12 protein-coding genes are annotated in these 15,348 nt (G+C 59.3%); 1 reads left to right on the forward strand and 11 read right to left on the reverse strand.

Going from position 1 to position 15,348, the window contains the following annotated elements:
- The first annotated feature begins 12 nt into the window (after positions 1-12).
- Positions 13-1,119: an acyltransferase family protein gene (locus tag ACIPZF_RS19960; protein WP_400802362.1), complete on the forward strand. Its 1,107-nt coding sequence runs from the start codon at positions 13-15 to the stop codon at positions 1,117-1,119.
- A 56-nt stretch (positions 1,120-1,175) separates the two neighbouring features.
- On the opposite strand, the gene ACIPZF_RS19965 is transcribed toward ACIPZF_RS19960, so the two are convergent.
- The 11 genes from ACIPZF_RS19965 to ACIPZF_RS20015 all read right to left on the reverse strand — a co-directional run bounded on the left by ACIPZF_RS19965 (position 1,176) and on the right by ACIPZF_RS20015 (position 15,346).
- Positions 1,176-2,990: a hypothetical protein gene (locus ACIPZF_RS19965; RefSeq protein WP_400802363.1), complete on the reverse strand. Its 1,815-nt coding sequence runs from the start codon at positions 2,988-2,990 to the stop codon at positions 1,176-1,178.
- Between the two features lie 242 nt (positions 2,991-3,232).
- Complete coding sequence (locus ACIPZF_RS19970) at positions 3,233-4,537, reverse strand: NAD(P)/FAD-dependent oxidoreductase (RefSeq protein WP_400802365.1); 1,305 nt, start codon at positions 4,535-4,537, stop codon at positions 3,233-3,235.
- Positions 4,538-4,568: 31 nt separating this feature from the next.
- On the reverse strand, positions 4,569-5,576 hold the full coding sequence (locus tag ACIPZF_RS19975; protein ID WP_400802367.1) for a lysylphosphatidylglycerol synthase transmembrane domain-containing protein: 1,008 nt from the start codon (positions 5,574-5,576) through the stop codon (positions 4,569-4,571).
- A gap of 8 nt (positions 5,577-5,584) precedes the next feature.
- Positions 5,585-6,352 (reverse strand): glucose-1-phosphate cytidylyltransferase, encoded by a 768-nt coding sequence (gene rfbF / locus ACIPZF_RS19980; RefSeq protein ID WP_159409301.1) that lies wholly within the window; start codon positions 6,350-6,352, stop codon positions 5,585-5,587.
- Between the two features lie 10 nt (positions 6,353-6,362).
- Positions 6,363-7,325: a glycosyltransferase family 2 protein gene (locus ACIPZF_RS19985; protein WP_400802369.1), complete on the reverse strand. Its 963-nt coding sequence runs from the start codon at positions 7,323-7,325 to the stop codon at positions 6,363-6,365.
- Positions 7,326-7,357: 32 nt separating this feature from the next.
- Complete coding sequence (locus tag ACIPZF_RS19990; RefSeq protein WP_400802371.1) at positions 7,358-8,167, reverse strand: NAD-dependent epimerase/dehydratase family protein; 810 nt, start codon at positions 8,165-8,167, stop codon at positions 7,358-7,360.
- The gene (gene rfbG, locus ACIPZF_RS19995; RefSeq protein WP_400802505.1) at positions 8,164-9,246 is read right to left on the reverse strand and encodes a CDP-glucose 4,6-dehydratase; all 1,083 of its coding nucleotides are present in this window, start codon (positions 9,244-9,246) and stop codon (positions 8,164-8,166) included. The genes ACIPZF_RS19990 and rfbG overlap by 4 nt, the downstream gene beginning before the upstream one ends.
- Before the next feature lie 163 nt (positions 9,247-9,409).
- On the reverse strand, positions 9,410-11,929 hold the full coding sequence (locus tag ACIPZF_RS20000; protein ID WP_400802373.1) for a glycosyltransferase family 4 protein: 2,520 nt from the start codon (positions 11,927-11,929) through the stop codon (positions 9,410-9,412).
- 5 nt (positions 11,930-11,934) lie between these two features.
- Positions 11,935-13,341 carry a class I SAM-dependent methyltransferase gene (locus ACIPZF_RS20005; RefSeq protein WP_400802375.1) on the reverse strand — a complete coding sequence of 469 codons (1,407 nt, stop codon included), beginning with the start codon at positions 13,339-13,341 and terminating at the stop codon, positions 11,935-11,937.
- Positions 13,341-14,555 carry an ABC transporter ATP-binding protein gene (locus ACIPZF_RS20010; protein WP_400802377.1) on the reverse strand — a complete coding sequence of 405 codons (1,215 nt, stop codon included), beginning with the start codon at positions 14,553-14,555 and terminating at the stop codon, positions 13,341-13,343. Before ACIPZF_RS20010 ends, ACIPZF_RS20005 begins: the two co-directional genes overlap by 1 nt.
- Entirely contained in the window at positions 14,552-15,346 is a 795-nt protein-coding gene (locus tag ACIPZF_RS20015) for an ABC transporter permease (protein ID WP_400802379.1), read from the reverse strand. Before ACIPZF_RS20015 ends, ACIPZF_RS20010 begins: the two co-directional genes overlap by 4 nt.
- Positions 15,347-15,348 lie beyond the last annotated feature (2 nt).

Below are 15,348 nucleotides of genomic sequence, written 5' to 3' on the forward strand. Positions count from 1 at the left end.
AGTGAATCCTTCATGACTGCCCCCGCCACCTCAGCCGAACGGTTGTACACCCTCGATACCTTACGGGGTATCGCCGCGCTCTGTGTCGTGTTTTGGCATTGGCAGCACTTCTTCTATGTGGGCGACAGTCCCGCTGGCTTCGACCCTACGCGCCAGCCGTTCTATACGGCCCTGGCGCCGCTTTACCACCATGGCGGCCTGGCCGTGGAACTGTTCTTCTCGATTTCGGGCTTCGTCTTTTTCTGGCTGTTTTCATCGGGCATCGCCACAGGCAAGGTTTCACCCCGCCAGTTCGCTGTCGACCGTTTCAGCCGGCTATATCCGCTCCACCTGGTGACCTTCGGGCTGGTCGGCGCACTGCAGGCCATGTACCTGGCCAAGCATTCCAGCTACTTCGTCTACCCCTTCAACGATGGCTACCATGCCCTGCTCAATCTGCTGCTCGCACCAGCCTGGGGCTTCGAAAAAGGCTGGTCATTCAATGCACCGGTGTGGTCGGTGTCGGTGGAGGTGCTGCTGTATGCCTCGTTCTTCATCATCTGCCTTGCCGGGCGCTGGCGCTGGTTGCTGGCTGCTGCAGCCTTTGGCTTGGGGTTGATGCTTTACCCGAATGGCCACAAGGTTGGCAGTGGCTTGCTGTGCTTCTACTTGGGCGGCATCGCCTACGCCTTGCTGGCAGTGTCGCGGGCGAAATTAGGCAGTAGTATCGCCCTGGGGATAAGCTGCGCAATCGCGCTGGCGGCCTGGTTCTGGCAACTGCAGGTAGCCGAAGCCGTCAATAGCTACTGGGTCATGTGCCTTTGCTTCCCTGCCACACTGGCGATGCTGGCGGCCGCCGGGCTGCACTGGCCGGGCCTGCTGAGTTCTACGGGGTGGGTAGGAGATATCAGCTACTCGTCCTACCTGCTGCACTTCCCCTTGCAGGTGGTGTTCGCCATGGCAATGGACGGCCTGGGCTTTGCCCGGGAAATCTTCTACCAGCCCTGGGTAATGCTGGTGTTCTTTGCCCTGCTCGTACCCCTGAGCCTGGCGAGCCACCGCCTACTGGAGCGCCCGGCGCAGCGTTACCTGCGCGCCAAGTTGGCACGGCGTAACTCGCCGGTGCAGGTACAGGTATGAGCCCAAGGCCCCGGGCAAGATAGGCGAAAGGGGCGGTGCGCGCCCCCTCGCAGGCATCACGGCAGGATAGTGACCTTCGACAGGCCTACACCTAGCATTCGCGTGTCACCCGGCTGGCCGAGTTCGGCAGGTGAAACGGGCTTGGCGATGTTGATATCGATACGCAGCACACCGCGAGTGCAACGCGAGACGTCCACGTCAAGCGGGATCTCCTGGGCTGGACCTATCACGCCTTGATACAGCACGTCGCCTTTTCGCTGGGCTATCTCGATCGGTTGCTGGCCGAAGCCCTGCAAACCCAGCACAATCTTCAGTGAGGATTTGTCCTCATAGAACTGGTGCTCCTTGCACGGCAACGCCAACGAAGCCTTGGTCTTCTTCGACCATACGCCCCACTGCTCAAGTGCGTACCAGCCCGAATACAAGGCGAAATTGCCAGTGCCACTGACGCCCACGCTGTAGGCACCAGGTTTTACCTTAAGCAACATTGAGCCGTATTCGTCATCGGTCAAGCGCACGAAGTGCTCTGCGCCAGAGGTGCCTGCCTTGGCCTTGGCAAAAGCCTGCAGTTTTTCCGGTTCTACCGTGCAGTGCGCCGGGATGGTCACCATGTCGCCATCGCCAGGATGCAGCAACAGTTTGCGGCAGTCCGGACCCAGAACACCGAGCAACTTGTACTGGTAGATTGTTTCACCGTAGCCCGAGAACCGCTCGATGAACACTTCTGCGGGCGGGGTGTAGAGGCCTGGCAATTTGCTCTGAAGCAAGTTGGAGAACGGCGTGGGGCTTGAATAGCTTTCTGGCTGCTTGGGGTTATAGGTGATGATACTGGCCACTGCCAGTACCCCAGCGCCCCCTGCCACAAGCCAGCTGAGCTTGCTGCGCAGCGACAGGTTACGCAGCACATGCAGCACCACCGGGAACCACAGCGGCAGGTACCACAGCGAGTAGCGAGCCAGGCCTGGGGTTGCGCCCGAGTTCAGGTTGGTGGTGGAGGCATGGGCAAAGAAGTTGACCAGCAGGAACACCAACGAGAACAGCAGGTAGACAACGTCCAGGCGTTTCCGCCCGGAACGGGCCACCTTCAGGTAAACCAGCGCCAGCAGCGAGAAGTAGACGCCCAACGGCCAGTTCGGCAGCAGCCCCAGGTCTGGGTCGAAAATCCAGATATAGAAGGTTGAAAGGTTGAGCCCGAGGGAAGCCCCGCCCGCCAGCAGTTGAGGCGTCAGTACGCCAAAACGCAGGAAATAGTAAACCGGGTGCGCCAGCACCGCGAACGCGGTTGCCACGGCCATGCACACTTCCCACATCGTGAACGCCTGGGCCCGCATTACTACGAAACGGTAGGCGAACGGGAAGAAGGCAATCAGTGCGAAGCTTGGGTTTTGCGTAGACGCCAGGGCAATACACAAAGCTGCTGCCAAGTGCCGCCGTGAGAACATGAACATCACGCCGAGCATGGTGAAGCAATAGGTAAACAGCTCTGTGTGAACCTTGTCGAAGAACCACAGCATTGGCGAGCACAGCGTCATTAGCGTGAAAGCAATGAGCCCTGGCCGACCGTACAGGCGGTAGGCAACCATGGCCGAGAAGCTGACCAGCACATAGTGCAGCACCAGAAATGCAGTGTGCGGCTGCAGCGTCAGCCCAAAGACACCTGCAAGCTTGGCCGGCAGAAATGCCAGGAAACTGTAGAACCAGAAGTGGTTGAAGTCGGCGGTGGCGCCCAATCGCAACCCTGGGAACATGTTGGCCAGGAAGTCTGCTGGCATGAAACCGCTGATCGTATGCGACAGAAACAGTTGCTGGTAAGCATCGAAGGCGGGTGCCGTCATCCATGGCCGCAGGGTCTGCAACCAGGCCAAGAGCATGCCGTAATATTCTGAGCCGTCACCCACTCTCTGCGCCTGCAGATGGCTGAGTGCGGCAAAAACAATCAAAAACGCTATGGCAATTCCAAAGTAAGGCGTCGAACCTCCCCGCGCCGCACTGGAATCGACATCTTTATGCATCCGCATAACCGCCCCTAAATTCTATTTATCACAGCCTGCGTGCGCACGCTGCTCGGCGAAGGCGGGCACAGACCCGTGCCCGCTTTCGGTGAAGCCGATGATTACAGAAGCTGCTCGGCTACCTTGCGCCCCTCACGAATCGCATAGTTGGTGCCGCGGTCTTCCGGGTAGATCTGCGCCATGGTCGAGATCAGGGCGTTGTCGAACGGCGTGGACGCATCAGGCACGTAGCTGGAGTAATTGCGCTCGGTCACCGGCTGCGCATACTCCGAACGCCATACCTTGTAATCGACGACCCAGTGCTTTTCAAAGTTCGGGAACATGCGCTTGAGGTGGCCCAAAGCGAAGTCCAGATACTGCTCGTCGTTGTAGGCCCACACCGGGTCTTCGGTGGCCAGGTAGCGGGACAGGTAGGCGATGTGGGTGCCCTTGTAGTTGTCCGGCGTATCGAAGTTGGTGTGCTCGATCACCCCCACGAACGGGAACCCCGGGTCATTGACGTTCAGCCAGTAGGTGTCCGACAGGCTTTGCTTCAGGCGCAGCACCAGGCACATGTTGCCCAGGTACTTCACGCGACGCAGGCGCTCTTGCCACTGCGGTTCGGCAGCCCCTTCGAACATGTTGGCAATCAACGGGAACGACGGGGTGAACAGGAACTTCTTGCCCGCAACTTCGCCGTCAGGGGTTTTCACCGCCAGCATCTTGCGGCCTTCGCCCACGACGCCATCGACCCGCGTATTGAACTCGACTTCACCGCCATTGGCGCGAATGGCGGTTACCAGGGCATCGGCAAGGCGGCCAAAGCCACCTTTGAAGTAAGCCAGTTCCTCGCCGCCCTTGTCGTTACGGGTGCTGCCGCGCAACACCAGTTTCTTCCACATCCACACCGCGTTCACGGCTTCTGCGTAGACGGAGAACTTGGAGGTGATCAGCGGCTCCCAGACCACCTTGTACACCGACTTGCCGCACATGCTTTCGAGCCATTCGCGGATGCTCAGGTGCTCGATGGTTTTCCAGTCCTTGATCTTGCGTACCTGGAACACCAGCAGGCCCAGGCGAATCCGGTCGATGAACGACAGGGCCTTGAAGCGCAGCAGATCAAGGGGAGTAGACAACTTCCACATACGCCCGTTGAAATACATGCCAGTACGGGTCGGCAGCAGGATGACGTCGCCGTCCAACCCCAGCTCCTTGACCAACTCAGGCACGAACACGTCATTGTTGAACCAGTGGTGGTAGAACTTCTCTACCTTGACGCCGTCGTTGAACTCGAATACGCCCGCCAGCCCGCCGGCGGTGGAGTCCGCCTCCAGAACCTTTACGCGCTTTCCTTGTTTCGACAATGCGTAAGCTGCCGTAAGGCCGGTGAAACCACCGCCCACGATAACCACATCGTAATCCGTCATATTTCTGTACCAAGATAGAAGTTGGTCATAATCACTTTCGAGCCGCCTTGAACAATGCAGGCCTTGACCAGATGGCCAGCGCCCCCGCCAACGTGGTGGGTACCCAAAGCGCTAAATGAACGATCACGGCATAGCTGCCCGCCTGGGCGGAGCTGCCACCGATCAGGGTGACGGCGGTGAACGCCGCCAAGTGGAACGGCCCGACATAACCGGGCGAGGACGGTGCCAGGGTGGAAAGTGTCGTGATCGCCATGACCAGCAGCGCCATGAACGGGCTGACATCCAGCCCCAGGCCTTTCAGGGCGAAGTAGAACAACCCCGACTCACCGGCCCATACCAGCATCGACAGCAGCAGCATGGCGATCAGGATACGCGGCCGCGACATGACCTCGAAGCTTTCGAACAGGCTGGCCACCATCGCCAGAATCGTTCGCAGCTTCGACTGCTTGCCGCCCTCCCCCACGCGCTCTGCCCATGAGGCAAACAGCCGGGCAAAGGTGCCGGAAAAGAAAAACCCGATTGCCAGGGTCAAACCACCCAGACACGCCAGTACCTGCGCGGACCGGTAGACCGGTGCGGGGATTTCGATGACCTGAATAGCCAGTACACCGACAGCCAGACAGATCAGCAATGTCACCAGATCGATCAAGCGCTCAACCACTAGGCTCGTGGTGGCAGCGGTCTTGGTAACGCCCATCGCACCGGGGAAAACCAGCGCACGCACGACGTCACCAAGCCTGAGCGGCAGCACGTTGTTCAAGGCGATAGCGCCAAGAAAAGGCGCCGTGCAATTGCCAAACGAGGCTGTCTTGCTTGACGTCGACAGCATCAGCGACCAGCGCAGGATGCGGATCGCGTAGCCGAAAGCCAACGAAAGCACGCCCAGCACCAGGTAGTGCCACTGGAAGCTTTCCAGGGCTTTCAATACTTCGGACACGTCGACAAGCCGCAGCACGGCCAGGATGCACAACACGGACACACTGGCGCCGATGGCGTGCTTGACCCAACGGCGTTCTTTGGTAGACGTAGCTGTTGTCATAGGTAACGTCAGATCCGCCAAGGCGCCTTGTTGTTGGCCCACAGCGCTTCCAGTTCACGCTTGTCGCGCAGCGTGTCGCACGGCTGCCAGAAGCCGTGGTGATGGAAGGCCGACAGCTGGCCGTCACGGGCCAGGTTCATCAGCGGTTCACGCTCCCAGGAGGTGGCATCGCCGTCGATGTAGTCGATCACCGATGGCTCCAGTACGAAGAAGCCACCGTTGATCCAACCGATTTCATCGCTGGGTTTTTCTTCGAAGCTGGACACGTTGTTGCGCTCATCGATATTGAGTACACCAAAGCGGCCTGGTGGCTGAACAGCAGCCACGGTGGCGAGCTTGCCATGCTGGCGGTGGAATTCCACTTCCGCGCTGATATCGATGTTCGACAACCCGTCGCCGTAGGTCAGGCAGAAGGTTTCGCCGTTCAGATAGGGGGCAACGCGCTTCAAACGGCCGCCGGTCATGGTCTCGGCACCGGTATCGACCAGGGTGATGCGCCAGTCTTCAGCCTGGCTGTTGATGACTTGGTGTTCGCCTGTGGAGAGGTCGATCACCATGTCCGACATGTGACGGTAGTAGTTGAAGAAAAACTCTTTGATCACATAGCCCTTGTAGCCCAGGCAAATCACAAAGTCTTTGATACCGTGATTGGCGTAGCTACGCATGATGTGCCAGAGCAGTGGCTTGCCACCGATTTCAACCATCGGTTTCGGTTTGGTATCGGACTCTTCGGCAATCCGTGTACCCAAGCCACCCGCCAAGATTACAGCTTTCATAAATGCTCCCTTATAGTTTCAGATCTGCAGGATCAAAGTTCAGACTCTTCTGCACCACCGCGACCGGGTCGGCGCGCAGTACCAAATAGATCCTGAGTAAGTATTCACCGATAATTCCCAGCAGGAAGGAATTCAACCCAATACCAAACAAGACCAGTATGTGAATACTGGCGAGGCCACGCGGAAGTTCAGGATGGAACATGCGCAACACCAGGTAGTAAAGCGCACCCAGCACGCTCGCCGCCAAAATCACCAGCCCCACGAACGACGCCGCGCGCAATGGCACGGTGGAGTGGTTCAAGACAGCGGTAAGGCCCAACCTGACCAGGCGCGACACATTGAATTTGCTTTCCCCGGCGATGCGCGCATCGCGGTCATACGGCACGCCGACCTGGTTGAAGCCAATGCCGGCAATCATCCCGCGCAGGTAGGGGTTGGCCGTCTTGGTCTGTAGCAGTACATCGATGACCTTGCGGTCGATCAGGCGGAAATCCCCCACATCCCGCGGGATGGGGTGTTCGCTGACTTTATCGATCGCCCAGTAGCCAAAGCGCCGGAAGGTATGCAGCAGCCAGCTTTCCGGGCGTTTGCGGCGCACGCCGTACACCACTTCGTGGCCCTGCTGCCAAAGGTCGAAGAACTGCTCGAGCAGTTCGGGCGGGTCCTGCAGGTCGGCATCGATCTGCATCACCGCATCGCCTTGGGCATGCATGTAGTTGGCCAGAATCGAGCGCTGGAAGCCGTAGTTGCGCGAGAAGCGAATGGCCCTGACGCGGCTGTCCTTACTTGCCAGCGCTGCCAGCATGTCCCAGGTCTTGTCGTCCGAGTGGTTATCGGAGAAGAGGAATTCAAGGCGGCAACGATCCTGCATTTTGGTGCCCAGAGCATCCAGCCGCGCATACAGTGCTTCGATATTTCCGGCTTCATTCAGCACGGGAATTGAAATCGAAATTAATGGCAAATCATTTTGCATTGATCAGGCCCCGATAATAGTTGCCAACATGGTTACACGAGAGCCTTCATGTAATCATTGACGCCGGCTAAAGTGTCGCGGAATACACAATCCGCCAGCACCTGCGGCTGGGAGAAAATATGCTCGAAGTTTTCTTGCGGTGGGTCGGCAAGTTCTCCGAGCCCAAGCAGCTCGGGTTTATCCGCGGCGGCGAACACCGACTGTGCCAAGGCGGCCAAGGTCACGGGCCGGCCATGACTCAACGCCAAGACGCCATGCACGCGTTTATCCACCAGTTGGCAGATGGCCGCGGCATCGTCATCCACGTGATGATACTCGCGCAGCTGTCGGCCTGAGGTCATTGCAAACCGAGTGTCGCTTCGCAGTGCCTTGGCAATCAAACCCAGGAACATGAACGGGCTTGGCTCGCCCCCGCCATACAGCGTGTGGATGCGCACGTGGGTCACCGGGGCGCCCAGGCGGTGCTGTTCGGCAACGTAGTCGCCAAGCCTGCGCTTGCTGTCGACGTAGGGGTTGGCGGTCAGAATCTCCTCCATCACCGTGCCGAAGGTCACCACCTGCACCCCCATAGGCACCAGCGCCTCGATGAGGTTGCGCGGCAAGTCGAGGTTCACCGCTGCAAGCGCTTCACGACCAAGGGCAGGGTCGAGCAAGCCGGAGCACACAAACACCACATCGCCTGGCTGTACGCGTGGCGCGAAATAGGCTTCGATGTGCGCTCGCGCATCTGCCGCGCACCAACCTGCGTATGCACCTCGCTCAAGCTGAACGACGTCGGCCGGGGCGTAGCGGCTGCAAATAGCCTGCCCTAGCCTTCCCCGACTGCCGATGACGTACATCATCCGGCGATACCTGCACGCCACTCGTCAATCTGCGCCTGGGTAATTTCACGCACTTTTGCCGGGTTGGCGTAGTAATCACGGTACCAGGAGGCCGTCTTGGTCACGACAGCCTCGGTGTCCCACACCGGTTTCCAGCCCAGCTGGTTGTGCGCCAGAGAGCTGTCGAGGGCCAAGGCCCCAGCTTCCGGCAGGGGGTTGTTCATGTATTCGAGATCTGGCCGCTGCCACTGAGCGCTCATCATCTCCAACACGGCGCGCACCGAATGCTGCTTGAGCTCCTGCGGGCCCAGGTTCCAGGCCTTGGCTACGCGCTCCGGCGTGTCGGAAAGCAGGCCTGCAAGAATCACCAGATAACCATGCACCAGCGCCAGAACATGCTGCCATGGGCGGGTCGCGTCCGGGTAGCGGAGGGTCAGGCTTTGCTTGTCGACAACGGCGCGCACGAAGTCTGGAATCAAACGGTCCTCGGACCAGTCACCGCCACCGATGATGTTGCCGCCACGCGCCGTTGCGATGGCTGGGCCCTGCCCGGAAGCGAATGGATAGGAGGCGGCGTAGCTTTGGATGATCATTTCCGCAGCGGCCTTGGAGGCGCTGTAGGGGTCTTTCCCGCCGAGGGGATCATTTTCACGATAAGGCCAGGCCCATTCGTTGTTGCGATAGACCTTGTCGGTGGTAATACACAACACGCCACGCACGCTCTTCACCTGACGCGCAGCTTCGAGCACATGTGCAGTGCCCTGGGCGTTCACCAGGAACGTTTCCAACGGCTCGCGGTAGGAGCGCCGAACCAATGGCTGGGCCGCCAGGTGCAGGATGACATCTGGCTGAAAGCGTTCCACCGCTTCCTTCAACTTGGCAAAGTCGCAAATATCCCCAAGGGTGCTATCGACGCTGTCGGCCAGTTTCAGTTCGTCGAACAGCGCCGGTGTGGTTTCCGGCTGCAGCGAGTAGCCAGCTACCTTGGCGCCTAGTGCCTGAAGCCACAAGCAGGCCCAGCCCCCAGTGAACCCGGTGTGGCCTGTCACAAATACCTTTTTATTTGCGAGCGCTTTTTCAAAATCTAGCGAAGAGGTCATTTTTTCCATGCTCATTGAATCCTGACAGGCACTCTCGATGCCACCAAATCCGTAAACGGAGGCCCAAAAACTACAGCGGGCAAGCATACCGTGCCCCAGTGGTTCACGGATACCCGGCACCCTGGGTGCCGGGTTACGGAAAGGTCGACTGAGTAACTGCCAATTAGTACCTGAACCGGTTGATTTCACCCATCAGCTGCTCTGCGCTGGCCTGCCATGTCAGCCATGGCATATCAGCAGATTGCGGGTGCTGGCCCTGCTCGAACGCCACGAGCCATGCTTTGAGCCTGTCAGCGATTTCCTGGGTCTGTTGCCCTTCGAAGTACCAGGCATGCTCGCCTGCCACCTCACGAAACACCGGCAAGTTCCTTGCAATGATCGGCAGCTTATGTTGCGCGGCCTCGATCAACGGCAAGCCGAACCCTTCGCCATACGACGCTGCGATGAGGCAATCACACGACTTGTAGAGATGCTCAAGGTACTCATCACTCGCGCCGTTGAGCCACAGCAAGCGCTTGCCTCGCTCGGGGTGGTTGGCCAGCTTTGCCGCCAATTCATCCACCAGCCAACCGTGCTTGCCGACGATGACCAGGTTGGCCTGCACGCCCTGCGCCCAAAGCAACTCGAAGGCCGCCAGGGCCTGCGCATGGCCTTTGCGCGGTTCGAGGGTTCCCACCATGAGGAAGTTGGGATTCGGCTCCAGCGCCTCCAGGCGCATCGCCGGGTCCTCTGGAATCCCCTTGGACGGCATCGACTGGTCGATATCCGCACCCAGATGGAAGGCACCGATGCGGAAGTTTGACAGACGCTCTGGATAGTGTTCACCCAGCCATTCGCGAAGTTCATCGGCCACAGCATGGGAGATGCACAACGCACCGTCATACTGTGCGACGGCCTGGATCCATTTAAGGTAGTGGCTCTGCAGGCTGTCCACGAAGCAGTGAGGCAACTGCAGGATCAGCAGGTCGTAGACGACGAAGAATATGCTCACGCCATGCGCGCGAAGGGTGTCCAGGTAGCTGCGCTTGTGGGGCAGCACATCCATCAACAAGTCCAGGCACAGGTAGGCATCACCTGCCCGATACGTAATAGCTTCATCCTCAAGGCCCTCGAAGGGCTTGCCAAGGAACTTGGCAGTGAAGCGCGAGGCGTACCTGTAGAAAGCTTCGCCCGCCACCGTGTACACAGGCTGGACGTCATAACCGGCAGGCGGGTGGTTCAACCACTCCAGCAAGATGCTGCGCACCACGCGCTGGATGCCACTTTTGCCGTCATGTTTGCTCAGCTCGGAAATATCGACCAAAAGCTGAGGTTTGCCTGACAGCCCTTGCAGCGAGTAATCGATAGCCTTGGCAAGACGATGGATATCCAGGCTGCTGTCATGCAACAGGTTGCTCTCAGCCAACTGCGCGATCAACGCTTCCGTTGGGTCGGCCGCGGCAGCGGGTTTCGTTTTGCCATCCAGCTGCTTCATGGCTTGCTCAAAAGCTGCGACCGCCGCCTTGCCTGTGCGGTCCCACGAGAACGTCTCGGCACGCTGCAAGCCGTGTGCAATCAGCGCACTACGGAACTCGTCGTCGCTCAGAGCCTGCAGCAGCTTGCCAGCGATCGCCTGTACGTCCAGCGGGTCGAACGTCGCATCGTCCCAACCGATCACCTCAGGCACGCTAGAGGTGCTGGCTCCGATCACCGCAGCGCCACACTTCATGGCCTCAAGCGGCGGCAAGCCAAAGCCCTCGTGCCAGGAGGGGAATACATACACCCGGCAGGCGTTATACAAGGCCACCAACTCTTCGTCGGTGATATAACCGGTGAACACCAGGTCAGTCTCGCTCAGCCCTTGGCTCAATGCAGCAGCACGGTACTGGTCGATATGGAACTGCGGCATCTTGCCGGCGAAAACCAATTGGACATTGGCAACGTCCCGTTTGATTTTGGCGAAGGCTTCGATCAGGCGGACGAGGTTCTTGCGCTCATCTGCCCCGCCCGAATAAAGCACGAACGGCTCTCGCAACCTGAACTTGGCAGCCAGGGCCTTGCACTGTGTCTCGTCCTGGATAATGGGGCGAAAAACAGCGTCCGCTGCAGTGGATACATTGATCACGCACGCTTGCTCGAGCGGCAACAGCGAAAGCGCCTCCTGGCGCGCGAACTCAGAAATCGACAGCAGCAGATCGTAGTGCTTGTAGGCCTCGACCTTCTCCAGATAATGCTTTTTGTAGACCGGATTGTTGTCCAGATACTTCTCGGGACTGATCAGCGGAATCAGGTCGTAGAGCGTGCAACTGACCAGTGCCTGGCTGCCGAGTTGCGGGGGACCGATCACCGCGTCGTCAATGAAACCTTCCACTGAACTGGTGATATGCACCACATCAGGCATGAGTTCATCGATGCAGGCCTGGCGAATACGCTCTGCGACCAACCGGCGGCCGTGGTTCGCGGGGGCACGGTCAGATACCGGCCCTTGGGCATACCACACGCGAATCTGGCTTTGCGGCAGCAGACCAATGAAAGCCGCGCGGATCGGCTCGATACTTTCGCGCAGCATGCCATTGAGCAGCAGATAAACCTCATGGTCTGCGCAGTTGCGCACAATGCCCTGTGCCAAGGACAAACTGTAGCGCCCAATACCTCTGAAGCGGCTTTCGGTTTGCGCGCCTTGCATGTCAATTACAATACGCATTCGTTTCAGCCCTTCTTCATTGCAGATCGGAGGGCGCTTTCGATAGTACGGCCTCGCGGGGTCAAAGGTGCATGGTCGATAACGCCATGCTGGAGTTCATTGGCTACTACCACAGGTTCTGGCGCAAGCAGTGCACGCACCTTGTCGGCGAGCCCCGGACAACGCCGCAGCACGGCCATGGCCAAACGACGAACAGCCGGACGTCGCTCCACCCAGAGGTGGGCATGGGGGGCAGCACGGCGCAGAAGCTTAAGCAGTGAAGCCTTGCCATGCTGGGTAGGCTCCTGCAACAAGCTAGCAAGCCAACGAAGTGGCGCGGTAAGGCGCCACGAGCTGCTCCTGCGCATCAACTGTACCTGTTGCTCGGCTGCCGCCGCACGCAAGTAATGGTGATGACAGTTTTCCAGCGCCACATTGCGCTCTTTCGCTGCGTTTTCGGCACTTGCCTGCGCGTTAGATGCACTGGCCTGAGCCTGTTCCAGCCGCTCCTGCAGCGCACCGAACTGCCGCTGCAACGCCGCCATTGCGGTTTCATGCATCTCCTGCACCGCCAACAGGTGTTCAAAATGCCCCTGCGACGGAGCCTCGGGCCCCGCGACACGGCTGTGATCAGCCTGGTGGCGATGAACGACCTCGAGTTTTTCTTCCAGTTTGACCAGGCGCGCTTCCAATGCCTGGTCAAAACGCTCGGCCAACTGGTCGAGCGAAACACCATAGTCAGCCTCAAATACCTTGAATGCATCCATTACTGAAGGCTCCCCATTTTTCTGTGCGACGACAGCATAGTCGGGACTTGCACCGCATAGAACATGCCGAACACCGATTTTGCCCAGCTCGTCACGTAGCTCGGGAGCCTCCTGCAGGCGCACGACCTTGGAACGCGCGAAGCCGGCATGCTCGGTGAGGAACGATAGCAGCTGATTAGGCAATGGCCGCTCATGAGTAGGGTCAAGGTAGAAATTGTTGGTACCAACCATGACGTTTTCGGCGTTCGGCGTCTCCAGAATCAGCATCCCGGCCGGCCGCAACACCCTCAGGGCCTCGGCGACCAGTTCTTCGAGCACGGGGAACGGTACATGCTCGGCGATGTGGAAACCACTGACCACCACCTGACTGTCATCCGGCAACTTGCGCAAGGCGCTGAGCGCGTCGTCCTTGTGGGCGGGCAGTTGCAGCGCCTGGCAGGCTTCGAGCATGCCTTCGTCGAGATCCACGCCGACCGGCGCATAGCCTTCGCGCAGCAGCAGTTGTACCCACTCACCGCGGCCGCAACCGATATCGAGCACCGGGCAGTCGGGGTAAATCGACTTCAAGGGTTCGAGAAACGGCAGGTAGGCTTCAAGCCGCTGTGTGATCAGATCTCTCGAGCCGCGGTAGCGATCCTCGAAAGCCCTATAGAAACCAGCACTCATTACTTGCACTCCACGGTCGGCGGAATCCATGCCAGGCCGACGAAGGTTTTTTCGGACATGTTGACTACGTTGAACAGCAACGCCAGGTCGCGCCATTCATAGTTATCGGCAATGTGGCTGTCAGTGGTATGCAGGGCGATCGCCACCGAGTACGAACCCACGCCCAGGTTGACCGGGAAGCGGAAACGGTAATCCAACACAGTGCCCACGCTCAGGTCGTGGCGCACGCACTCCAGGTGATGTGTGTTGGTGCCGAACACGTCCTGGCCGAGGCGGTCCTTGATAACGTAACCGACTACCAGCTCGGGCAAGGGAGCGTTGACCTTGACCCGAATGCTCAGGCACACGTCCTCGCCCACCGCAATGTACTCGACGGGCTGGCCCTCGGCATTGTAGAGAGCCACGCTGTCGATATTGGCCTTGCCGTTGCCCGAGCGGGTCTGCACAGTGCCGTCGGCCAAGGTCTGCACTTCAACGGTGGCGTTTTCCTTCTGAGCGATGATGGCGTTGTAATAATCCATCACCTCCTCGGGCGGGCCGTCCTTGATCACGGTACCGCCGTCGAGCAGGATCGCCCGGTTGCACAGGGCCTGAATGGCACCGCGGTCGTGCGAGACAATCAGCAACGTGGTGCCAGCCTTCTGGAACTCCTTGATGCGGCCAAAGCTCTTGTGCTGGAAGTAGCTGTCGCCGACCGACAAGGCTTCATCGATGATAAGGATTTCCGGGCGGAAGGCAGTCGCCACGGCAAACGCCACACGCATCTGCATGCCGCTGGAATAGGTGCGCACTGCCTGGTCGAAGTATTCGCCGATTTCGGCGAAGTCCTCGATGTCGTCGATCACGCTGTCGATCTGCTCGGTTGTGAATCCCATCAGCCCGGCTGCGTGGTAGGCGTTCTGGCGCCCGCTGAGCTCGGCATTGAAGCCCATACCCAGTTCGAGAATGGCGGCGATGCGGCCGTGCACCAGGACCCTGCCCTCGGTCGGCTGCAGGGTGCCGGTAATCATCTTGAGCAAGGTCGACTTGCCGGCACCGTTCTGCCCCACCAGGCCGATGGCCTCGCCGGCCTCGATGTTGAAGCTGATGTGCTTAAGGACCCAGTGCTCGCTGCTGGCCTTGACCGGCAGGTAGAACCAGCGGGCGATGCGTTGCCATTCCGAGCGGTAGCTGCGGTAGGCCTTGCCGACATTGTTGACGGACATGAGTGTCATAGGGAGTCCACCATTTCCGCGGAAGCGCGACGGAACAGGAACAAGCCCAGCACCATCAGACCCAGGGCAATGCCGACCGGGACAGCGAGTGCGGCCAAGTCAGGCGCGAGTTTGTAGACCAGCACGTTGTGGTAGGCGCTGACGATGCCGAACATCGGGTTGAGGTCCAGCGTGCCCTTGAGGTAATCCGGGACGATATTCACCGAATAGACGATCGGCGTGAACCAGAACCACACCTGCAGGATGATCGGGATCACCTGGCCGATGTCGCGCAGGAACACGTTCATCACCCCTAGCACCAGCCCAAGTCCCACGGCGAAGGCCACTACCACCAGTGTCAGTGGCAGCAACCAGAACATCTGCAGGTTGGGCGCATGGCCGAGCACGGCGAAGATGATCATCACAGCGGCAAACAACAGCAAGTTGTTGAGCAGGCACGAGCCCACCACTATCACTGGCAGGGCAATGCGCGGAAAGCGCATCTTCTTCATCAGGTTGCCCTGCTCGATGAACACCGTCAGGCAACGCCCGACGATTTCAGCGAACAGGTTCCAGGCCAGGATGCCGGCGATCAGGTACAGCGCGTAGGCGTACTTGTTGTCGATGCCCGGCAGGCGTGCGCCGAGGACATTGGACAGGATCAAGGCGTAGATGGCCACCTGCGACAGCGGATGGATGATCATCCACAAGCCGCCCAACTTGCTGCGTGCGAAGCGCGAAATGAACTCGTTCTTGATGGACGTGAGGATGAAGCCTCTGTAGTCCCAGATGCCCCGGAGCATACCGAACATAG

This window comes from Pseudomonas sp. NPDC089752, assembly GCF_044748725.1.
Classification (GTDB): domain Bacteria; phylum Pseudomonadota; class Gammaproteobacteria; order Pseudomonadales; family Pseudomonadaceae; genus Aquipseudomonas.